Raw genomic sequence first — 21,031 nt, forward strand, 5'->3', positions numbered from 1 at the left:
AAGGAACGTCATGAAAGAACGCATTGAACTGGGTTTGCTTTACTCGAGGTCGGGAAGCTATTCGCTGATCTCCGAGGCCTGCCGCAGCGGCGTATTGGGCGCGATTGCCAAGATCAACGCCGATCCCGACATGCCGCTTAGTTTCGTTGCTGTCGAGCGCGACCCGCAGGGCAATGCCGATGCTTACGGCCCGCTTTGCGAGGAAATTTTGAACCAAAGTTCGGCGCGTCATGTGATCGGCTGCGTTACCTCATGGAGTCGCAAAGAGGTCATCCCGACGCTCGAACGCGCGGGCGGCACGCTGTGGTACACCATTCCTTACGAGGGGTTCGAGGCCTCCGATCACGTGGTTTACACCCATGCCTGCCCGAACCAGCACCTGTTGCCGCTGCTGGGCTGGGCCTTTGCGCGGCTGGGGCGGCGGGGCTACCTGATGGGGTCGAATTACATCTGGGGCTGGGAGATGAACCGCCTCGCCCGCGAGGTGATTTCGGGTGCGGGTGGCGAGGTGCTGGGCGAGCGTTACTTGCCGCTTGGCGCGCTGGAAATCGAGCGCCTGATTGCCGAGATCCGCGCCACACGTCCTGATTTCGTGCTCAATAACCTGATTGGCCCGTCGCAATATGCGTTCCTTGAGGCCTATCACCGTCTGGGTCAGGAGGATGCGCATTTCCGCCCCGAGACGTGCCCGATCCTGTCGTGCAACCTGACCGAATGCGAATTGCCCGCGATCCATCCCGATGCTGCCGAAGGGCTGGTGGCGGCGGGGCCTTATTTTCGTGGTGTGCAGGGCTGGCCCGATGGCGGACAGAATTTCGGCTCCTCGCATGAGGCGGCGGCCTATTCAGCGGTGCATCGACTGGCGCGCTTGCTGTCGGGGCATGCAGGGGCGGCGCGGGAAAGCCTGTCGCAGCTTCTGGCTCATGCGCCCGGTGGCAGCGAAGGGATCGATCTGGCCACCCATCACACGCAGCTTCCCGTGCTGATCGCGCAGGTCGAAAACGGCGCATTCGTCCCGCGTGAACGCTTTGCGCCGGTGGCGGGCGATCCCTACCTCGCACATGGGCGCGAGGCGATCTTGCAGGGGGCTTCCAGCTTACGGGTGGTGTCATGACAAGGCGCATTCGCATTCCCGTTTTGGGCGGTGCGCGCGTCTATGTGCTGCACCGTCCTCATCCCACGCTGCAAGCGCTGGATCGGCAATTGCGCGCAATCGGGTTGGATGTGGTTCAGTGCTGGCCCGAACTGCCCGCCGAAGCGCTGTCGGGGGATTTCGTCTTTTTTGATGCCGATCAAGGGTATGACGCGCAATTTCCCTGGCCTACCGGGCAAAGCCCAATGCCGATGATTGCGTTGATCGGCTCAGAAGCGCCCGGACGCATCGAGTGGTCGCTTGAGACGGGCGCGCATGCGCAACTGCTCAAACCTGTAGGCGATGGTGGGGCCTATTCGGCGCTCCTGATTGCCCGCATCGCCTTTGAGGCGCGCCAGTCCTTATCCGCCGAGATCGCCGATCTGCGCCGCCGCCTTGATGAGCGCCAAACTGTCGTGCGCGCGGTCACGTTGCTTGCCGCGCGCGGCAAATCCGAGTCCGAAGCCTATGACCAGCTGCGCCAGATGGCGATGGCGTGGCGGGTGAGTTTTGAAGATGGCGCGCGCCGCGTTGTTGCCAGCCACGATGCGCAAGGGGGTACAAATGACCGATCTGACCTTGGCTAAGGGTGCGACTGGCCCGCAAAGCGCTTGGCGTCGTTTGCTGGGACGCAAGCTGGCCCTGTTGGGGTTGGCGTTGATTGCGGTCGTTGTCGGCGGAGCGATATTTGCGCCCTGGATTGCGCCCTATCAGCCACAAGAGCAAATGTTTGACGGGCTCACGCTGGAAGGCGCGCCGATGCCGCCGGGGGCACAGTTTTGGCTGGGCACCGATTTGTTGGGGCGCGATCTGTTCTCGCGCATCCTGTATGGCGCGCGCACCTCACTGATTATCGGGGTGGTCGCCAATGGACTGTCGCTGATTATCGGTACCTTGATTGGTGTCACGGCGGGATATTTCCGCGGTTGGATTGGCGCGGTGCTGATGCGCTTCACCGATCTGATGATGGCATTTCCCGCGCTATTGCTGGCAATTTGTCTTGCAGCGATTTTCACGCCTTCTCTGTGGATCGTGGCGATGGTGATCGCGCTGGTGAACTGGGTGCAGACGGCACGTGTGGTCTATACTGAAACCTCGGCGCTGGCCGAGCGCGAATTCGTCGCGGCTGAAAAGACGCTGGGCGCGGGAACGGCGCGCATCCTGTTTCGCCATATCCTGCCCCATCTCGTGCCGATGATCATCGTTTGGGGCACGCTGGGGATTTCGACCACGGTGCTGCTGGAGGCCACGCTCAGCTACCTTGGCGTCGGCGTGCAGCCCCCAACGCCAAGCTGGGGCAACATCATCTTCGAAAACCAGACCTATTTTCAGGCCGCACCTTGGCTCGTGTTTATTCCGGGCGCTGCGATCTTGTTGCTGGCGCTGGCCTTCAACCTTGTGGGCGATGCGCTGCGTGATGTGCTCGACCCGACGCAAAGGGGGCGTTCGTAATGCTGGCCTATCTTGCCCGCCGCCTGATTCAGGCCGCGCTGATCCTGCTGGGTGTGTCCTTCATCACCTTCTTCCTGCTCTACGTACTGCCCGCCGACCCGGTGCGTCAGATTGCGGGACGGTCCGCCACCGCGCAGACGGTCGAGAATATCCGCCATCAGTTGGGGCTCGATCAGCCGTTCGTGGTGCAATACTGGCGCTATCTGGTCGGATTGGTGCAGGGCGACATGGGGCGCAGCTACCTGCAAAAGACAGATGTCGCCACGCTGATCATGGCGCGCTTGCCTGCTACGCTGCTGTTGATGCTGGGCGCTATCGTGGCCGAGTTGGTGATCGGTTTGACACTGGGCATCATCGCCGCAATCCGGCGTGGCGGCGCGTTGGATCAGACGCTGATGATCACCTCTTTCGTAGCGGTGTCTGCGCCGCAATTCGTGGTAGGCCTGCTGCTGCTCTATGTCTTTGCGGTCAAGCTAAGCTGGTTCCCAATCGGCGGCTATGGCAGCTTTTCCAACCTTGTGCTGCCCGCACTGACGCTGGGGATCATGGGGTCGGGTTGGTATAGCCGGATGATGCGATCAAGCATGATCGACGTGCTGCGCTCAGACTATATTCGCACCGCGCGCGCCAAGGGGCTGCGCCGGTCGCGCGTGCTGGTGTTGCACGCCATGCCCAACGCCATTTTGCCCATTATCGCGATGATCGGCATTGATATCGGCATCTTCATGTCGGGCATCGTCGTCGTCGAAAGCGTCTTTGGCTGGCCGGGCATCGGCCAGCTCGCCTGGCAGGCGATCCAGCGCGTGGACATCCCGATCATCATGGGCGTCACGCTGGTTTCGGCCTGCGCCATCGTGCTGGGCAACCTGATTGCCGACATGATCACCCCCTTCATCGATCCGCGCATCAAGCTGCGCTGATCGCAACCAGACCCCCGGCCAAACGGGGCAAGACTGCAAGAAACGTTCAACAGACGGAGAGAAAAATGAGCCTGATGAAAACCATGCTGACGACAAGCGCGCTGGCGGTGTCGCTGTCATTCGCCGGTGCCGCGCTGGCGCAAGATTACCAGCCCGACCCCAATGCCAAGCCCGGCGGCAATATCATCGTCACCTACAAGGATGACGTGGCCACGCTTGATCCCGCGATCGGCTATGACTGGCAGAACTGGTCGATGATCAAATCGCTGTTTGACGGGCTGATGGATTACGTCCCCGGCACGACCGAGCTGCGCCCGGGGCTGGCCGAAAGCTATGACGTCTCTGATGACGGGATGACCTTTACCTTTCACCTGCGTCCCGGCGTGAAATTCCACAATGGGCGCGAGATGACCGCCGAGGATGTGAAATACTCGCTTGATCGGGTCACCAACCCGGCCACGCAATCGCCCGGCGCGGGCTTCTTTGGCTCGATCATGGGCTATGACGCGATGGCGGATGGCTCGGCCAGCGAACTTAGCGGTGTCGAGGTGGTGGATTCTGCGACCGTCAAGATCACGCTCAGCCGTCCCGATGCGACCTTCCTGCATGTGATGGCGCTGAATTTCGCCTCGATCGTGCCGAAAGAAGCGGTCGAGAAATGGGGCGCCGATTTCGGCAAACACCCCGTTGGCACCGGCGCCTACAAGCTGGCGGATTGGACCATCGGGCAGCAGTTGGTCTTTGCCAAGAACACCGATTACTGGCGCGCGGGCGTACCTTATCTCGACCAGATCACCTTTGAAGTCGGTCAAGAGCCCATCGTGGCGCTGCTGCGCTTGCAAAAGGGCGAGGTAGACGTGCCCGGCGATGGCATTCCGCCTGCGAAATTCGAAGAGGTCATGAACAACCCCGCCGAAAAAGCCCGCGTGGTCGAGGGCGGTCAGCTGCAGACCGGTTATATCACGCTCAATGTCAAAATGCCGCCCTTTGACAATCTCAAGGTGCGCGAAGCGGTCAATATGGCGATCAACAAGAAGCGCATCACGCAGATGATCAACGGGCGAGCGATCCCGGCCAATCAGCCGCTGCCGCCCTCGATGCCCGGCTATATCAAAGATTACAAAGGCTATTCCTTTGACGATGCCGCCGCCAAAAAACTGCTGGCCGAGGCCGGGTTTGCCGATGGATTCACGACCGAGCTTTACGTCATGAACACCGATCCCAATCCGCGCATCGCGCAGGCGATCCAGCAGGATCTGAAGGCGATTGGTATTACCGCCGAAATCAAATCGCTGGCTCAGGCCAATGTGATCGAGGCGGGTGGCGCGGGCAAAGCGCCGATGATCTGGTCGGGCGGCATGGCGTGGATTGCCGACTTCCCCGATCCCTCGAACTTCTACGGCCCGATCCTGGGCTGTGCGGGCGCGGGCGAGGGCGGCTGGAACTGGTCGAAATTCTGCGACCCCGAGATTGACGCCGAGGCCACCAAGGCCGACAGCTTTACCGATCCCGCCGATCCCAAGCGTCTTGCGATGTGGTCGGATGTCTATGCCAAGGTGATGGAGCAAGCCCCATGGGTGCCGGTCTTTAACGAGCAGCGCTACACCATGAAATCTGAACGGATGGGCGGGGCAGACAACCTCTACGTCGATCCGGTCTCGATTCCGGTCAACTATGATTATGTTTATGTGACGAAGTGAGAGAACATGTGCAAAGCCTGTGACTACACGATCCATGGCGCACAACACCATTTCGGCTGGGACAATTCGCTTGTCCCGGCCGAGACGGTAGCCCCGGGATCGACCATCGAATTTTACTGCCATGATAGTTCAGCCGGTCAGCTTGGCCCGTCCTCGACCGTGGCCGATGTTGCAACGCTGGATTTCGGCAAGATCAACCCGGTCTCCGGGCCGATCTATGTTGACGGCGCTATGCCCGGTGATGTGCTAAAAGTAACGATCGACAGCTTCACCCCGCGTGAGGCCGAGGGGTCCGCTTGGGGCTGGACGGCCAATATTCCCGGCTTCGGGCTGTTGGCCGATCAGTTCACCGACCCTGCGCTGACGATCTGGAAATATGATGCCGCATCGCCTGATAAGGCGCTGTGGGGACGCGAGGGCAAGGTGCCGCTCAAGCCGTTTTGCGGCACGATCGGGGTCGCCCCTGCCGAGGCCGGGCTGCATTCCATCGTGCCGCCCCGGCGCGTAGGCGGCAATCTTGATATCCGTGATCTGGCGGCGGGCACCACGCTTTATCTGCCCGTCGAGGTCGAGGGCGCGCTGTTTTCGGTCGGCGATACCCATGCCGCGCAGGGCGATGGAGAGGTCTGCGGCACCGCGATTGAAAGCCCGATGAACACCGTGCTCAGCTTTGATGTGATCAAGAACGAGCCGCTGAAATTCCCGCGCTTCACCACGCCGGGCCCGGTTACGCGTCATCTTGACGGCGCGGGCTATGAGGTCACGACGGGCATTGGCCCCGACCTGATGTCTGCGGCGCGCGACGCGGTGGCAGGTATGGTCGATCTGCTCTGTGCGCAGCGCGGCATGGCCCCGGTTGATGCCTATATGCTGGTCTCGACCTGTGGCGATCTGCGGATCTCCGAGATCGTCGATATGCCCAACTGGGTTGTCAGCTTCTATTTCCCGAGATGTGTCTTCGAATGAACCAGAACCCTACAGTTCAGTCTGGGGCCGTGTCGGCCCCAGATGTCGCCCCGACCGTTCTTGAGGTTGCGGGGCTGACGATTTCCGTGCGCGCCGAGGGCGTCGAGCGGGCCTTGGTCAGTGATCTGAGTTTCACCCTTGCGCGTGGCGAAACCATCGCCATTGCGGGTGAAAGCGGCTCTGGCAAGTCTTTGACATCGCTCGCGATCATGGGGCTGTTGCCGCCACCTGCGCTGCGCGTCAGTGCCGGGGCGATCACGCTCAATGGTACCGATCTGACGGCGCTGCCCGAGACCAAGATGCGCGCCATTCGCGGCGATCGTATCGCGATGATTTTTCAAGAGCCGATGACCTCGCTCAACCCTGTGCTGAGCATAGGGCTACAACTGACCGAGGCCATTCGCGCCCACGAGCCGATCTCCAAGAGCGAGGCTGCGGCACGAGCACTTGAGGCGCTCAAAGCGGTGCGCATTTCCGAGCCGGAACGCAGGATGACGCAATATCCGCATGAATTGTCTGGCGGAATGCGTCAGCGGGTGATGATTGCAATGGCGCTGGCCTTGCGCCCGGATGTGCTGATTGCGGACGAACCCACAACCGCGCTTGATGTAACCGTGCAGCGCGAGGTGCTAGACCTTTTGCGCGATCTGCAACGCGAAATGGGCACCGCGATTATCCTGATCACCCATGACATGGGCGTGGTGGCCGAGATGGCCGAGCGGGTGATTGTGATGCAGCAGGGCCGCGCTGTTGAACAGGGCGCGGTGAACGATATTTTCGCCACCCCGCGCGCCCAGTATACCCGCGATCTTTTGGCTGCCGTGCCGCGCATGGGCGATGGTAGCGGGGCTAGTTTAGACGATGCGCAAACGGACATCGTGGCCAGCCTGCGCGATGTGCAGGTGCGCTTTGACATTCGCGGCGGAATCTTGTCGCGGGTCACGCACCGGGTGCATGCGGTCGAAAATGTCAGCTTTGATATCCGCGCGGGCGAGACGTTTTCGCTTGTCGGCGAGTCTGGCTGTGGGAAATCCACCATTGCCAAAGCGCTGGTCGGGCTGGTGCCGCATCAGGGCCGCATCGAGGTGGCGGGCCATACGCTTGGTGGGTTAAACGGCAAGGATATGAAAGCGTTACGGCGCGATGTTCAGATCGTTTTTCAAGACCCGATGGCCGCGCTAGACCCACGTATGCGGGTGGGCGATCTGGTGGCAGAGCCGCTGGTTATTCACGCGATCGACACACCCGAGCAACGCCGTAATCGCGTGGCGGAACTGTTCGAACGCGTCGGACTGGCCCCCGATCACCTTGATCGCTATCCCCACGAGTTTTCCGGCGGCCAGCGCCAGCGCATCTGCATCGCGCGCGCCCTTGCGCTGCAACCCAAGCTGATCATCGCCGATGAAAGCGTCTCGGCGCTGGATGTGTCAGTGCAGGCGCGGGTGCTGGATCTCCTTGATGCGCTCAAGGGTGAATTTGGCATCGCCTATCTGTTCATCAGCCACGATATGGCGGTGGTCGAGAATATCTCGGACCGGGTGGCGGTGATGTATATGGGCCAGATCGTCGAAATGGGCACACGGGCGCAGATTTTTGGTGATCCGCGCCATCCCTATACCAAGCGCCTTATGGCGGCAGTTCCGGTGCCCGATCCGACCTATTCCCGCCCGCCCGTTGCGCGTCTTGCCTCAGAAATCCCAAGCCCGATTTACAAGTTGGGTGCCAGTCCCGCGCGGATGGCGTTGCGCAATGTCGGTGACGGGCATCTGGTCGCTGACGCGTTGTCACTGGCTAAGTAAGCGTTCGGGTTTAATGACGGCTCTTTGAATCTGCTGATTTGGTGGGGCGCATTATGTTGGCGCGGCTTGGCCAAAACGGGGTGTGCCCCGCCATATGCCCAATAGCGTCAATCGTGACTGTAGAAGTCCGTCCACTTTCTGCACGGGTCTTCGCGTTTCAGACGCGAAGGCCTTAAAAATCTGGCTCCTAGCGAGGTAGCAAGGCGTTCAGATCGTTGCGCAAATCCCGCAATGCCTGATCCTGATGCTTACTGTCGGAGGCGATGAACTCGATGAAGCGAGCGTTTTGCAAGTTGAATAGCGCCCAACCGAGATGGATCGAATTGGTGTCGTCATCAAGCCTCCCTGCCGCTTTCATATTCTCAATCTCGCGGATCAAAACCGAGGCCAGACGGTGGTCAAGCTCACGGTAAAGCTTGCTGAAACGAGGCTCGGTTCCGCTGATGGACGCCGAAATTACCTGTCGCCAAACAGGTTTATCGAGATGCGTCAGCGTGTGGTCGCAGATGAGCGTAAAGAACCGCAGCACAAGATTAACCAGATCGGGCGGTGGGTCCGCCAGATTTCGATCAAGCGTTTCAAGAAGCTCGCGGTCACTTTCGGCGACCAGTGCAAGGAGCACGCCTGATTTGGTGCCATAGTAATTATGCACCGTGACGCTTGAGACACCGGCAATCTCGGCAATCGCTTCGATAGTGATATTGTCCAGCCCAGCCTCAACGAAAAGGCTTTTGGCCGCGGCGATGATGCGCGCGCGTCTGCCCTCTTTTTGCCGCTCTCGCAGGCTCAATGTTTGTGATCGTTCCATAGGCGTATTTTCGAGATGTGCGGCGGGAAATGCAACCTAAATTTTAGTGATGTGAAATTTTTAGTAGACTAAAAAATTTTGTTGCGTATATTTTTTCGAGTAACCGCATCTGGGAGCTGATCATGCGTAAACTCACCTTCGCCCTGTCGATCGCCAGCGCCATGTTGGGCAGCGCTGCTGCTGCGCAGGCAAACGAAACCATCAATGTCGGAATCTGCGTATCTTGGCCGGGCTATGCCATGATGGACGTAGCCAAGCAGAAAAACCTGATTCCCGGCTATGACCTGAACATCGTGAACTTCGAGGATCCGCTGGGTGGGCACGCTGCGCTCGCGGCGGGGCAGATCGACGTCTATGGCTGCACGGCGGATTATATCCCCGTTGCCGTCGATGCGGGCCTGAATGAAGTCAACGTCGCCTATCTCAACCCGTCTTACGGTGTTGATCACGTGGTTCTTGCCGCCGGGATGACGCCAGAGACGCTTAAGGGAAAGAAGGTCGCCGCACCGCAAGCCTATATTGGTCAATTGCTGATGGGGCTGTGGCTGGACCGCGAGGGCATAGCGCCGGGCGATGTGGATTGGGTGAACCTGAACGCGGATGAGGCCGTGGGGCCGATGCTCTCGGGTGACCTTGCTGCGGCCTATATGTATGAGCCGTGGATCTCAAAGGTGATCGAGGCCGCACCTGGCACCAAGTCAATCGTCGACACCACGGATCCGGAAATGCTCAAGACCGGCATTTTCATGGATTCGCTTTTCATGAACAAAGACTTCATCGCCAAGAACCGTCCCGCGGCATTGGCCGTGCTGAAGGCCGAGTGGGATGCCCGCGCCTACTGGCATGCGAATGTCGAAGAGACCAACCAGATGATCGCCGAATATCTGCAATGGCCGGCTGCAGATGTGGCCTCGGTGATTGGCACCAATGGCAAAAGCCTTTCGGGCGGCATCTATATGTTTGATTTCGATGAATCGGCGCGCACCTGTGGCGTTCTTGATGGGGCGCCGCCTTTTGGATTGCCCAATGGCTCAATGGCCGGATCGGTGGCACTGACCAACGAATGGTGGATCAAGCTTGGCCTTATGAAGAACACGATCGATCCGGCTGTCGGCATTGATTGTTCCTTGATGGGCGACTTGGTCAAATCCGGCTATCGCCAGTCCTTCCAAGCGACTGAGTAACCCTTTGTCAGTTACCTCCCCTCGACTTCGGTCGAGGGGCCCTTGCGGGAGCCCATCATGCGGCAAAAGTTTCCAACCCGGCGCAAGCCCAAATTCTTACAGGTGCGCATGCCGGTGTCATCGCGCCAAATGCTGATCTCGGCGATCGGGATTTGGGCCGGGTTCTTTGGCATCTGGATCCTCGCGACCAGCTTGCATTGGGTGAACCCGCTTCTGGTTCCGGCACCCGGCGATGTCCTGAGTGCGACTGTTCGCCTGTTCGCTAGCGGTTTTGGTAGCGATGTTCTGATCTCGATGATGCGCGTTCTTGTGTCGTTTACGCTGGCCTGCCTTGTGGCCATACCGCTGGGGGTGGCGATGGGGGCCTTTCCGGCGGTCGATGCGATCTTTGCGCCGTTCGTATCAGCCTGGCGCTATCTGCCCGCGCCCTCGTTCATTCCGATCCTGCTGATGTGGTTTGGCACCGGTGAGGCGCCGAAACTGGCGCTGCTGTTTCTGGGCGTGATCTTCTTTCTCATCACGCTGATCGCGGATCACACCAAAGAAATTCGCAAAGAGTTGATTGAAACGGCTCTTACGCTGGGGGCCGGGCGGTGGGCCACCGTCTTTGGCGTGATGCTGCCCGCCGTTGCCCCCAATATCCTGACGGCGATGCGCCAGATGTTGGCCGTGGTCTGGACCTATCTGGTGATCGCCGAGATCGTCGCCTCAACCACGGGTATCGGCGCGATGATGATGCGTGCACGTCGCTTTCTGCATACCGACGAAATCCTGTCGGGTATCATCGTGATCGGTGTCTTGGGGCTTATTTTCGACAAAGCCTTCGCGATCCTGCACCGCCGCCTCTTTCCCTATCTTCAAGAGGTGCGCTGATGTCTCAACCTTTGCTTCAGATTAATAACGTCTCGAAAACCTTCGCCTTGTCCAAAGGGCAGTCTCTAACGGCTGTCGATAATGTTTCTTTTGCGGTTGAGAAGGGCTCGATCTGTGTCCTTCTGGGGCCATCAGGTAGCGGCAAATCAACCATTCTGCGGATGATCGCTGGGCTTGAGACGCAAAGCAGCGGGACGATCGCGCTGAAGGGGGCCGAGATTGACGGCCCGGCGCGCGAACGCGGGATGGTCTTTCAGGCTTACACGTCGTTTGACTGGATGTCGGTTGGCAAAAATGTCGAGTTCGGGATGAAGGTCAACGGCGTCCCGGCCAAAGAACGGCGCGAGCGTGCAGCCCATTTCATTGGTCTCGTCGGGCTGTCAAAGTTCATCGACACCTATCCGTCCCAGCTTTCGGGCGGGATGCGTCAGCGGGTGGCGATTGCGCGGACCTTGGCGAATGCGCCCGAAGTGTTGCTAATGGACGAACCGTTCGGCGCGCTGGATGCCGAAACGCGCTGGCAGATGCAGGAATTGATGATCGAGGTCGCCGAAGCCTCGGGAACGACGATGATCATCGTGACCCATGACATCGAAGAGGCGATTTTTCTGGCGGATAAAATCGTCTTTCTGTCCAGCCATCCGGGTCGGATCAAAGAAGAGATCATCCCCGATTTCAAACCGGCAGAACGACTGCGCAGCAAGGAAGAGTTGCTGGAATGTCCGGGGTATATCGACATTGAGCGCAAGATCATGCGGATGATGCGTGAAGAGGGGCAGCACGGATGACACTCTCATTCTCCGGACGCAGCGTTGTCATCACCGGCTCAAGCCGCGGGATCGGATTTGGCATCGCACAGGGCTTTGCGCAGGCGGGCGCGCAGCTACATCTGATTGCCGATGACGCCGCCATCCATGAGCGCGCGGCAGAACTGGGCGCGACATCGGCGCAGGCAGATATCTCTGACAAGGGACAGGTTGCCGAAGCGCTGGCTCCGCTTGGTCGGATCGACGTGCTGATCAACAATGCCGGCTTGGAGCTGATGACGCCCATCAGTGACGGTTCTGACGCGGTCAGCGATGCGTTTCGCCGGGTGATCGACATCAATGTCACCGGGACGGCATTGGTGACCGCCGCAGCCTTGCCGCGCATGGGCGCGGGGGGCGCGATCGTGAATACGGCTTCAATCTGGGGTCGGGTCGCCGAGCCGGGCTTTGGCGCCTATGTCGCCTCGAAACACGCGATCATCGGGCTGACCAAGACCTGGGCGCGCGAATTGGGGCCGCGTGGCATTCGCGTCAACGCGGTCTGTCCCGGCTGGGTGCGCACCGAGGCCTCGATGCGTTCTCTGGGCCGGATCGCTGCGGAGTCAGGGGAGGACGAGGCCGAGTTGTTGGATAGCATCGTTGCCGGGCAGGCTCTGCCGGGGCTGATGGAGCCACCCGATATGGCCCAGACCTATCTGTTTCTGGCCTCGGACTTGGCCAGCAATATCACTGGCCAGTCGCTGGGCGTGGACCGAGGAGAAGTGCCGTGGTGAAACCGTTGCAAGGCAAACGCGCGTTGGTCACGGGGGCCGCCAGCGGGATCGGGCGGGCCATCGCCTTGGCGTTGCACGATGCCGGGGCCAAGGTGATCGGGCTTGATCTGGTTGCGTCCGAGGGCGACATCGCGATCCTGCCCTGTGATCTTGTCAATGAGGCTCAGATCAAGACCACCATTGGCGAGGCGGCCCGACGCTTGGGTGGCATCGACATTCTGATCAACAATGCGGGCATCTTCGAAGAGCGGTCCTTGGCCGATCTTAGTGCCGATCATATCGACCGGATGACCACCATCAATCTGCGCGCGCCAATGCTGGTCGCGCGCGAGGTTTTAGCACATCTCCCCGAGGGCGGGCGGATCATCAATGTCGTATCGGAGCTGGCCTATCTGGGGCGCGCGGGGGGCTCTGTCTATGCGGCCACCAAGGCGGCGATGCTGGGGGCCACCCGATCTTGGGCGCGCGAATTGGCGCCGCGCATTTTGGTAAATGCAGTCGCGCCGGGCCCCACCGATACACCGCTGCTGGATTTCGAAAACCTCAGCCCCGAGGGCAAGGCCTTGGAAACCAACAACCCCCTTGGCCGCATTGGCCGCCCCGAAGAAGTGGCCGCGGCGGTGGTCTTTCTGGCCGGGCCGGGAGCCACCCTTTTTACCGGGCAATGCCTTGGCGCCAATGGCGGCGCGGCCATGACATAATGGATCAGAGTATGACAGATAGTGTATTTTACGCAGAGCTTCCTTGGCCCGATGTCGAGGCGCGCATTGCTGCCGGGGCGCCCGTTTTTCTACCCTTAGGCGCAACCGAGCAGCATGGTCGCCATATGGCGCTGAATGTCGATGTGGTGATCCCCACGGCGATTGCGGCACGTGCGGCGGCTGAACTGGGCGGGCTGGTCTTGCCCACCGTTGCTTATGGCAATCGCTCGCAGCCCAAGACGGGCGGGGGGCCGGGCTTTCCCGGCACGCTCAATCTGAGTGCGCATACGTTTTCGCTGATCGTGCGCGATGTGATCTGCGAGTTGTTTCGCCAGAACGTGCGCAAGATCGTCACCGTGAATGGGCATTACGAAAATATCGGTCCGACGATTGAGGGGATCGAACTGGCGCTGGATGCGATCGGTCGCGACCGCGCTGCGGACCTTGTCATTTTGCGCGTCGATCATTGGGATATGGTGCGCCCCGAAACGCTGGATCGCATCTTCCCCAATGGCTATCCGGGGATCGAGCTGGAGCATGCCTCGGTGCTGGAAACCTCGATGATGATGGCGCTGCGCCCCGAGTTGGTGGACCTGTCCAAGGCACGCCATGACGGCCCCGCCGCCTTCCTGCCCTATGATCGCTTCCCCAAACCTTGCGCCGAGGTCCCACCCTCGGGCGTGCTGTCGCTGACCGAAGGGTCATCGGCCGAGAATGGCGAACTGTTGCTCGCCGATTGCGTGGCGGGCATCACAGCCGCTGCTGCGCGAGAATTCAACTGAGGATATGCCCATGACGACCTTTCACCAGCCCGTTGACGCTGCAAAAGTTCCCCGCTTTGCGGGTCATTCGACCTTCATGCGCCTGCCTGCCGTGCCGACGGCCGAGGGGCTTGATATCGCGTTGGTTGGCATTCCGTGGGATGGTGGCACCACAAATCGGGCGGGCGCGCGTCACGGCCCTCGCGAGGTGCGCAATCAATCAAGCCTGATGCGCGCGGCGCATCATGCGTCGGGCATAGCGCCGTTCAGCATCGCCAATGTTGCCGATGTCGGGGATCTGCCGGTGAACCCGATTAACCTGCTTGATGGGTTGAATTTGATCGAGACGGGGATGGCGAAGATCGTGGCCAGCGGTGCGCTGCCGCTCTCGTGTGGCGGCGACCATTTGACGACGCTGCCGGTGTTGCGCGCCCTCGCCAAATCAGGGCCTGTCGGGCTGATCCATTTCGACGCGCATTCCGACACCAATGACAGCTATTTCGGCGACAACCCCTTTACTCACGGCACGCCCTTCCGGCGCGCCATCGAAGAAGGCCTGCTAGACCCGCATCGGATTGTGCAGATCGGCATCCGGGGATCGGTTTATGAACCGGGCGAGCATGATTGGGCCAAGGCTCAGGGCATCCGCATCATCTATATGGAAGAGTTCGTGCGTCGCGGCGTCGCCGAGGTGATGGCTGAGGCGCGTACCATCGTGGGGGACGCCCCGACCTATGTCACCTTCGATGTGGATTCGATTGATCCTTCGATGGCGCCGGGCACTGGGACCCCTGAAATCGGCGGGTTTACCACGCGCGAGGCGCAAGAGATGGTTCGGCTATTGGCCGGGGTGAACATCATCGGTGCTGATGTGGTCGAGGTCGCGCCTCCGTTCGATCTGGCGGGCATGACGGCGCTTGTCGGCGCGACGCTGATGTTCGAGTTGCTTTGCGTGATGGCTGATTTGGTGGATCGTCGCCGCTAAGGTCAATCTGCAATTTGCATTCGATACCGTAGCAAATGGCATCTCTGGGCAGTCATGTTTTCACCAACGAGAAATTGCGGTGACAAGGTTTCTCATGGCGACGGCTAGGCGTTGTGGCTCGGCGGGTTTTGATGGTCACGGCGCTTGCTTCACAGGCAGCGTGCCGTGCGCCCGTCCAGAAAATTGCGAAATCAGATGGGACACTTGGGCATCGCAGCCGACGCCATGTCGCCATTGATCTTGTGCAGCGTTCCACCCGCAATCCGGATTGGATCGAAGGGCACAAAATCCTGCACGCCCGCTGATACGCGCACGACATCATAACAGCCGGCATAGGCTTGGCGCGTGCCGGAATCCGAGAGGGTCTCGATCACCACGGGCACCGCGTAATGGGTCGTGCTCATTGCGGTGTCCGATGTCACGAAGCCCAACTTCAACCAGACATGCGCGGTATCGGAAAATCCATCGCGAAATTTCGCGTAATCCGCCGCAAGCGCGTTTGCGTCAAGCTCGGGCGTGCCGCGCAGTTTGTAGCTATAGGCGCGGGCATATTGCGACAGGTTGATGGCGTTGTAATAGGATCTGATCACATCAACCGCGCTGGAGCGATTGTCGGAATAATCGGGGCGGGTAAAGGGCTGGGGCGCTGATTGCTGCGCGTTTGCGCAAGACATACAGCTAAGCACGATCAGTCCGCCAAGAGCTATCCGCATGATGTTTCTACCCTTTTCGATCTGTCTGTGACGGGGGACGGGGTCTTGCGATTTTCGTCAGCCCCAAACCTATCCAGGTGAGGCTTTGGCAGCAATGCACGCAGCGCGCGCCTCACGCGGAAGTTGGTTTTTGCGCGGCGCGCCGCCAGAAATGCGGGGTCTTGGGTGCCTGTCGCCACACTTGCCCCCGCAGCGCTTCCGTGGTGTTCTCAGCGCAACCCGTTTGTCCTTGCGCGCGCTGCACCCCTTTTCTTGCACATCGGCCAATGCCAAACGCCAAATCCCCGGAGGCCCCATGCGTTGGATCGTTCGCGCCATTGCTCTTATCTTGCTGCTTGCACTGACGGCCGGGGGGGCGCTGCTGCTGATCCCGTCGAAAAAGATCGCCCAGATTGCCGAGACCCAGTTTGAGGCCGCGACCGGGCGCAAAATGACTCTGACGGGCGCGGTTCATGCAACGCTATGGCCGCAGTTGGGGGTGCGCATGGGGCCGGTGGAAATCGCCAATGCGTCTTGGGCCAAGGACGGGCCGATGCTGTCTGCCAAAGAGGTCGAAATCGGGGTTGAGCCTGCGGTGCTGTTTGGCGGGGAGATCCGCGTCTCCAAGGTCAAGCTGCTGGCGCCCCAGATCCTGCTTGAGCGGCGCAAAGATGGCACGGGCAATTGGGAATTTACCCCCCCGGCCAAGCCCGCCAGCACCGACCCCGCCGGGAAGAAGGTCCCGAGCGCGGGCAGCGTGAGGCAGGCTTTCAGCTTGGATCAGGGTATCATCAGCGATGGGTCGCTGACTTGGATCGACCAAGCGACGGGCCAGCGCATCGCCCTGTCCAAGATCGACGCGACGCTGGAAATCCCGTCCTATACCGGCCCGGCCAATTTCAACCTCAAGGCCGAACTCAATGGCCAGCCGATGACCCTGACGGGCACGCTGGCGCAGTTTGCGGCGGGCTTGACGGGCAAGGCGGTGCCAGCGGATGTGACGGTTGGGGTAGGGGCTTCAAACGTGGCGTTTAAGGGCAATCTGGGCACGTCGCCACTGGCTGCGCAGGGCAAACTGGTCGCTACTCTCAAAAATCCAGCGGCGCTGGCGGCCCTTGTTGGCCAGTCGATATCTGATCTGCCCCAAGGGTTGGGCCATGACAGTATCACCGCCAAGGGGGATGTGACGCTCTCGCCAAACGGAGCGCTAGACCTGACGGGAGGTCAGATTACGCTCGATAGCAATGCGATGCGCGTGGCGGGCGCTCTGACATTTCCCAAGGGCAAGCCCAAGATCACTGCGCAGATTGATGCGGATGCGCTGAACCTGTCCGCGCTGGCGGCATCAAACGGGGGCGGCGGAGGTGGAGGCACGGGCTCTGGCACCAAAGCGGCCAGCGGCTGGTCAACCGCGCCCATTGACCTGAGCGCCTTGCACATGGCGGACGCGCAGATCACGCTGAACGCCCCCTCGATCGACCTTGGGGTGAGTAAGCTGGGCCAGACCCGCGCGCAGATCACGCTGGAAAATGGCCGCGCAGTGGCCGATCTGCGCCAAGTGTCGGCCTATGGCGGCGACATCTCGGGGCAGGTGGTGGCCAATGCGCGCGGCGGGCTGTCAGTGGCGGCTAATCTGGTGGCCAAAGGCGTTTCATTAGAGCCGCTTCTCAGCGATCTGGCCGATTACAAGCGCCTCGATTCCGAGGCCGATGTGACGGTAAAGCTGCTGGCCTCGGGCAATAGCGAGGCGGCGCTGGCGCGCTCGCTGTCGGGCTCGGGCAATTTCACGCTGGGAAAGGGCGCGTTGCAGGGGCTTGATTTGGTGGGCATGCTGCGCACGCTGAACCTGAACTATGTGGGCGAGGGGGCGAAGACGATCTTTGATCAGATCAGTGCCAGCTTCACCATTGATAAAGGGGTGCTGAGCAATGATGACCTAGCGCTCAAGGCACCGCTGCTAAGCGCGGCTGGCAAGGGGCAGGTGAATGTCGGCGCGCAGACGCTGAATTACACGCTGACACCCACCGCGCTGAGCAAGGCTGATGGCAGCGGCGGCGTGCAGGTGCCGCTGACAATCACCGGACCCTGGGCCAAGCCGAAATTCGGCCTCGATATGAATGCGATCACCGGCGACAAGGTCGATGCGGCCAAGAAAGACCTTGAAAACAGGGCTAAGTCCGAGGTTGCCAAGAAGCTTGGGATCACGCCTCAAGACGGCCAGAGTGCGCAAGACGCCGTGCGTCAAAAGCTGGAAGACGAGGCCAAGAAGGGGCTTTTGAAACTGTTCAAGTAATGCGTTGCAGGCAGGGCCGGTTCAGGCCTGTCGTGCCCAGCCCACGCATCTTTCGAGACGTTTTGGCGTGAAAGGCAGGCACGGGCCGCGCAGTGTTTTGGGATGGGTATGCGAGGGGGCGGTGGCGTTGGCACCCAGTCAAAGGCCGGAGCTGGATCCGCGTCTTCTGCGCTATCTTGAAGCGACCGAAGCCGTCTTGTGGCAGGGGTATCCGAAAGCCGGCAGCTTCTTGCCGCGGGCACAAATTGCCAGCGTCGTCGCCCTTATTTTGCTGTCGGTCTTTCTTTGTTTTGGCGCGATGGGCTTGGTCGGTCGCACTAGGATCTGGCTCATTGAGGTTCAAAGCCAGTAGATGACGGTTGCCGCGAGGGCGATGGCCGAGAGGAAGACTTTTGGGCATCTGTCGTATCGGGTTGCGACGCGCCGCCAGTCCTTGAGCCGACCGAACATGATCTCGATGCGGTTGCGTCGTTTGTAGCGGCGCTTGTCGTATTTCACGGGCGTATTGCGTTGCTTTCGGCCAGGGATACAGGCGCCTATCCATTTGTCTTCAAACGCTTCTTTGAACCAATCGGCGTTATAGCCGCGATCTCCGAGTAACCAATCCACGTTTGGCAGGCTGCTAAGCAATGCCCGCGCTCCGATATAATCACTGACCCGCTGCCCGGCAGGCGACGCAAGCATCGCCGAGAGGGGGCCCTGCGGTCACGAACAGGTTGAGCGGGCGCCCCTGGCTGTCGCAGATGGCATGCAGTTTTGTCCCTCTCGGGCCATTGCTGCGCAATGCCCTGCCGGGCAGTGGTTCATCCCGCCCTTGGTTCGGCCAATCAGACGGCCACGCCCCCCTTTTTCGCGCCCATACTGGCCGCTGTTCGGTGGGCCTTGAGGTAGGTCGCGTCAATCATGACGGTCTTCTCCTCGCGGTGCTCCGCTGCGAGGCCGGCCATGATCCGGGCAAAAACGCCCTTTTCACTCCATCGCTTCCAGCGGTTATATAGCGTCTTGTGCGGGCCGTATTCCGCAGGCGCATCTCGCCAACGTAACCCATTGCGATTGATGAATATAATTCCACTCAATACTCTGCGGTCATCGACCCGTGGCTTGCCATGGGGCTTGGGGAAGTAGGGCTCAAGACGCGCCATCTGCGCATCGCTCAACCAGAAAAGATCAGACACGGCACTGCTCCGTTTGCGGCGTCGTGATTCACGCAGCGAGCCTGAAATCAATGGGTCCAGACCCTAGGAGGATTGCGAAATCTTTGGGTTCAAAATTGTGGGCGAGGGGGGCGACGCATGGAGGGGCTTGCGGCGTTGGTCCATGATCTGGGCGCATAGGCGGCTGTTCAAGCTCGCGATCCGCTCTATCTGATTGGCGCAAGACTGAACGCCATCAAGGAGCCTTGCCCATGCGCCGCGCTGTCGCCCTTTTCTCCGCCTGTCTTCTGCTTGCATCTCCGGTCTTTGCTGACACCCAAGGCAGTGCCGCCTCGGCCTTGCCCGATCTCGGCGTGGTCGGTGCGAGCCGCGCCAAGATTGCGGCCGCTCAACCGGTGACGGCCAAACATGCGATGGTGGTCACGGCGCAGCATCTGGCCACCGATATTGGCGTCGATATCCTGCAGGGCGGGGGCAATGCGGTGGATGCGGCGGTCGCGGTGGGCTACGCGCTGGCGGTGGTGCATCCGTGTTGCGGCAATCTTGGCGGGGGCGGCTTCATGACCGTTCATCTGGCCGATGGCCAAAACCTGTTTCTCGATTTTCGCGAAAAGGCGCCGTTGGCGGCGACGGCGGATATGTTTCTGGATGCACAGGGCAATGCCGACCCCAAGCTGAGCCGGGATTCGTGGCTCGCAACGGGCGTGCCGGGCACCGTGATGGGGATGGAAGAGGCGCGGGCTAAATATGGTACGATGACGCGCGCGCAGGTGATGGCCCCGGCGATCAAGCTGGCGCGCGACGGGTTTGTGCTCAACGCGGCGGATGTGAAATTGATGGAGCTGCGCACCAAGCTATTTGCCAGCCAGCCCAATGTCGCGAAAACCTTTCTGCATCCCGATGGCACGCCTTATGTCGCGGGCGAGCGGCTTAAGCAGCCCGAGCTTGCCAAGACGCTGGAGCTGATCTCAGACCAAGGGCGCAAGGCGTTTTACGACGGCCCGATTGCGAAGGCGATCGTGGCCGCCAGTCAGGCGGGGGGCGGGCTGTTCACGATGCAGGATTTCGCCCAATACACCGCCCCCTGGAGCGCACCTGTCAGCTGTGACTATCGCGGCTATCAGGTCGTTTCGGCCCCGCCGCCCAGTTCTGGCGGCACCACGGTGTGTGAGATCATACAGATCATCAAACCCTATCCTTTCGCGAAATGGGGCTATGCCTCTGGCGAGGTCACCCATGCGTTGGTCGAGGCCGAGCGGCGTGCTTTTGCGGATCGCAACACCTATCTGGGCGACCCGGCCTTCGTGAAAAACCCGGTTGAAACGCTGATCTCGCCCGAACATGCCGCCGGCCTGCGCGCTACGATCCAGCCAGATCGCGCCACGCCGTCCTCGCAGATCACGGGCAGTCTGGGGGCGAATGAGGGGCAGCACACGACGCATTATTCCATCGTGGACGCCAAGGGCAATGCGGTGGCCGTGACCTACACGCTCAACTTCTTTTTCGGGACCGGCAAGATCGCGGGCGATACCGGGTTTTTCCTTAACAATGAGATGGATGATTTCACCGCCAAACCGGGTGTGCCCAACGCCTTTGGTCTGGTGCAGGGCAAGACCAATGCAGTCGCGCCCGGCAAGCGCCCGCTGAGTTCAATGACGCCCACGATTGTGCTCAAGGATGGCAAGCTGTTCATGGTGACTGGCAGCCCCGGCGGCTCGACCATCATCTCGACTGTGCTCGAAAGCATCCTGAACGTGGTCGATTTCGGGATGAACATGCAGCAAGCCGTCGATGCGCCGCGTGTCCATCATCAGTGGTTGCCCGATCTGGTTTCTGTCGAGCCCGGCTATCTGACGCGCAAGACGCAATCCGCGCTAGAGACGATGGGCTATACGTTCAAAGAGCGCTCGCCTTGGGGCGCGGATGAGGCGATCTTGGCCAATCCCGCGACCGGGCTGCTGGAGGGGGCAAATGACAACCGTCGACCCTCTGGTCTGGCGAAAGGGTATTAAACGCGCGGCGGGAACATCGCTGTTCAAAGCTTTGGCCCGGCTGCAGAATTTTGGCGCGA

The 21,031-nt window shown here is 60.5% G+C and carries 18 protein-coding genes and 1 pseudogene; 16 read left to right on the forward strand and 3 right to left on the reverse strand.

All coding sequences use genetic code 11. From position 1 onward, the window contains the following. Positions 1-10 precede the first annotated feature (10 nt). The 7 genes from AB4874_RS02330 to AB4874_RS02360 all read left to right on the forward strand — a co-directional run bounded on the left by AB4874_RS02330 (position 11) and on the right by AB4874_RS02360 (position 7,969). The gene (locus tag AB4874_RS02330; RefSeq protein ID WP_295530522.1) at positions 11-1,114 is read left to right on the forward strand and encodes a transporter substrate-binding protein; all 1,104 of its coding nucleotides are present in this window, start codon (positions 11-13) and stop codon (positions 1,112-1,114) included. After that, positions 1,111-1,719: an ANTAR domain-containing response regulator gene (locus AB4874_RS02335; RefSeq protein ID WP_368390784.1), complete on the forward strand. Its 609-nt coding sequence runs from the start codon at positions 1,111-1,113 to the stop codon at positions 1,717-1,719. Before AB4874_RS02330 ends, AB4874_RS02335 begins: the two co-directional genes overlap by 4 nt. Further along, complete coding sequence (locus tag AB4874_RS02340) at positions 1,697-2,584, forward strand: ABC transporter permease (RefSeq protein ID WP_295530516.1); 888 nt, start codon at positions 1,697-1,699, stop codon at positions 2,582-2,584. The genes AB4874_RS02335 and AB4874_RS02340 overlap by 23 nt, the downstream gene beginning before the upstream one ends. Next, entirely contained in the window at positions 2,584-3,504 is a 921-nt protein-coding gene (locus tag AB4874_RS02345) for an ABC transporter permease (protein WP_038132514.1), read from the forward strand. Before AB4874_RS02340 ends, AB4874_RS02345 begins: the two co-directional genes overlap by 1 nt. Before the next feature lie 74 nt (positions 3,505-3,578). Continuing rightward, positions 3,579-5,204 (forward strand): ABC transporter substrate-binding protein, encoded by a 1,626-nt coding sequence (locus tag AB4874_RS02350; RefSeq protein WP_368390865.1) that lies wholly within the window; start codon positions 3,579-3,581, stop codon positions 5,202-5,204. A gap of 6 nt (positions 5,205-5,210) precedes the next feature. Next, a complete protein-coding gene (locus AB4874_RS02355) occupies positions 5,211-6,170 on the forward strand; it encodes an acetamidase/formamidase family protein (protein ID WP_368390785.1) in 960 nt (319 codons plus the stop codon). Then, on the forward strand, positions 6,167-7,969 hold the full coding sequence (locus AB4874_RS02360; RefSeq protein WP_368390786.1) for an ABC transporter ATP-binding protein: 1,803 nt from the start codon (positions 6,167-6,169) through the stop codon (positions 7,967-7,969). Before AB4874_RS02355 ends, AB4874_RS02360 begins: the two co-directional genes overlap by 4 nt. Positions 7,970-8,156: 187 nt before the next feature. Here AB4874_RS02360 and AB4874_RS02365 read toward each other — a convergent pair whose 3' ends face one another. Beyond that, a complete protein-coding gene (locus AB4874_RS02365; RefSeq protein ID WP_368390787.1) occupies positions 8,157-8,777 on the reverse strand; it encodes a TetR/AcrR family transcriptional regulator in 621 nt (206 codons plus the stop codon). 122 nt (positions 8,778-8,899) lie between these two features. Between AB4874_RS02365 and AB4874_RS02370 the strand changes: the two genes are divergently transcribed. Genes AB4874_RS02370 through speB form a run of 7 tightly spaced genes read left to right on the forward strand, consistent with a single transcriptional unit; the run spans position 8,900 to position 14,821 of the window. Next, positions 8,900-9,961, forward strand: a complete 1,062-nt coding sequence (locus AB4874_RS02370; protein ID WP_368390788.1) for an ABC transporter substrate-binding protein — start codon at positions 8,900-8,902, stop codon at positions 9,959-9,961. Between the two features lie 57 nt (positions 9,962-10,018). Next, positions 10,019-10,834 (forward strand): ABC transporter permease, encoded by an 816-nt coding sequence (locus AB4874_RS02375; RefSeq protein WP_368390789.1) that lies wholly within the window; start codon positions 10,019-10,021, stop codon positions 10,832-10,834. Next, complete coding sequence (locus tag AB4874_RS02380; protein ID WP_368390790.1) at positions 10,834-11,622, forward strand: ABC transporter ATP-binding protein; 789 nt, start codon at positions 10,834-10,836, stop codon at positions 11,620-11,622. Before AB4874_RS02375 ends, AB4874_RS02380 begins: the two co-directional genes overlap by 1 nt. Further along, a complete protein-coding gene (locus AB4874_RS02385) occupies positions 11,619-12,374 on the forward strand; it encodes an SDR family NAD(P)-dependent oxidoreductase (RefSeq protein ID WP_368390791.1) in 756 nt (251 codons plus the stop codon). Before AB4874_RS02380 ends, AB4874_RS02385 begins: the two co-directional genes overlap by 4 nt. Continuing rightward, a complete protein-coding gene (locus tag AB4874_RS02390; protein ID WP_368390792.1) occupies positions 12,368-13,075 on the forward strand; it encodes an SDR family NAD(P)-dependent oxidoreductase in 708 nt (235 codons plus the stop codon). The genes AB4874_RS02385 and AB4874_RS02390 overlap by 7 nt, the downstream gene beginning before the upstream one ends. Before the next feature lie 11 nt (positions 13,076-13,086). Continuing rightward, positions 13,087-13,857 carry a creatininase gene (locus AB4874_RS02395; RefSeq protein WP_368390793.1) on the forward strand — a complete coding sequence of 257 codons (771 nt, stop codon included), beginning with the start codon at positions 13,087-13,089 and terminating at the stop codon, positions 13,855-13,857. A 10-nt stretch (positions 13,858-13,867) separates the two neighbouring features. Beyond that, the gene (gene speB, locus AB4874_RS02400) at positions 13,868-14,821 is read left to right on the forward strand and encodes an agmatinase (RefSeq protein ID WP_438273430.1); all 954 of its coding nucleotides are present in this window, start codon (positions 13,868-13,870) and stop codon (positions 14,819-14,821) included. Positions 14,822-15,012: 191 nt separating this feature from the next. Here speB and AB4874_RS02405 read toward each other — a convergent pair whose 3' ends face one another. Beyond that, a complete protein-coding gene (locus AB4874_RS02405) occupies positions 15,013-15,534 on the reverse strand; it encodes a hypothetical protein (RefSeq protein WP_368390795.1) in 522 nt (173 codons plus the stop codon). A gap of 295 nt (positions 15,535-15,829) precedes the next feature. Here AB4874_RS02405 and AB4874_RS02410 point away from each other — a divergent pair, with 295 nt between their 5' ends. Further along, a complete protein-coding gene (locus tag AB4874_RS02410) occupies positions 15,830-17,806 on the forward strand; it encodes an AsmA family protein (protein ID WP_368390796.1) in 1,977 nt (658 codons plus the stop codon). A gap of 339 nt (positions 17,807-18,145) precedes the next feature. Here AB4874_RS02410 and AB4874_RS02415 read toward each other — a convergent pair. Then, a pseudogene (locus tag AB4874_RS02415) lies at positions 18,146-18,981 on the reverse strand (IS5 family transposase). A gap of 230 nt (positions 18,982-19,211) precedes the next feature. Here AB4874_RS02415 and ggt point away from each other — a divergent pair. Next, complete coding sequence (gene ggt, locus AB4874_RS02420) at positions 19,212-20,972, forward strand: gamma-glutamyltransferase (protein ID WP_368390797.1); 1,761 nt, start codon at positions 19,212-19,214, stop codon at positions 20,970-20,972. The last annotated feature ends 59 nt before the right edge of the window (positions 20,973-21,031 follow it).

The sequence above is a fragment of the Thioclava arctica genome, from assembly GCF_040892615.1.
Taxonomy (GTDB): domain Bacteria; phylum Pseudomonadota; class Alphaproteobacteria; order Rhodobacterales; family Rhodobacteraceae; genus Thioclava; species Thioclava arctica.

Coding starts and splice junctions, on each gene's coding strand:
- AB4874_RS02330 (WP_295530522.1), top strand. CDS start 11: ATGAAAGAACGCATTGAACTGGGTTTGCTTTACTCGAGGTCGGGAAGC.
- AB4874_RS02335 (WP_368390784.1), top strand. CDS start 1,111: ATGACAAGGCGCATTCGCATTCCCGTTTTGGGCGGTGCGCGCGTCTAT.
- AB4874_RS02340 (WP_295530516.1), top strand. CDS start 1,697: ATGACCGATCTGACCTTGGCTAAGGGTGCGACTGGCCCGCAAAGCGCT.
- AB4874_RS02345 (WP_038132514.1), top strand. CDS start 2,584: ATGCTGGCCTATCTTGCCCGCCGCCTGATTCAGGCCGCGCTGATCCTG.
- AB4874_RS02350 (WP_368390865.1), top strand. CDS start 3,579: ATGAAAACCATGCTGACGACAAGCGCGCTGGCGGTGTCGCTGTCATTC.
- AB4874_RS02355 (WP_368390785.1), top strand. CDS start 5,211: ATGTGCAAAGCCTGTGACTACACGATCCATGGCGCACAACACCATTTC.
- AB4874_RS02360 (WP_368390786.1), top strand. CDS start 6,167: ATGAACCAGAACCCTACAGTTCAGTCTGGGGCCGTGTCGGCCCCAGAT.
- AB4874_RS02365 (WP_368390787.1), bottom strand. CDS start 8,777: ATGGAACGATCACAAACATTGAGCCTGCGAGAGCGGCAAAAAGAGGGC.
- AB4874_RS02370 (WP_368390788.1), top strand. CDS start 8,900: ATGCGTAAACTCACCTTCGCCCTGTCGATCGCCAGCGCCATGTTGGGC.
- AB4874_RS02375 (WP_368390789.1), top strand. CDS start 10,019: ATGCGGCAAAAGTTTCCAACCCGGCGCAAGCCCAAATTCTTACAGGTG.
- AB4874_RS02380 (WP_368390790.1), top strand. CDS start 10,834: ATGTCTCAACCTTTGCTTCAGATTAATAACGTCTCGAAAACCTTCGCC.
- AB4874_RS02385 (WP_368390791.1), top strand. CDS start 11,619: ATGACACTCTCATTCTCCGGACGCAGCGTTGTCATCACCGGCTCAAGC.
- AB4874_RS02395 (WP_368390793.1), top strand. CDS start 13,087: ATGACAGATAGTGTATTTTACGCAGAGCTTCCTTGGCCCGATGTCGAG.
- speB (WP_438273430.1), top strand. CDS start 13,868: ATGACGACCTTTCACCAGCCCGTTGACGCTGCAAAAGTTCCCCGCTTT.
- AB4874_RS02405 (WP_368390795.1), bottom strand. CDS start 15,534: ATGCGGATAGCTCTTGGCGGACTGATCGTGCTTAGCTGTATGTCTTGC.
- AB4874_RS02410 (WP_368390796.1), top strand. CDS start 15,830: ATGCGTTGGATCGTTCGCGCCATTGCTCTTATCTTGCTGCTTGCACTG.
- ggt (WP_368390797.1), top strand. CDS start 19,212: ATGCGCCGCGCTGTCGCCCTTTTCTCCGCCTGTCTTCTGCTTGCATCT.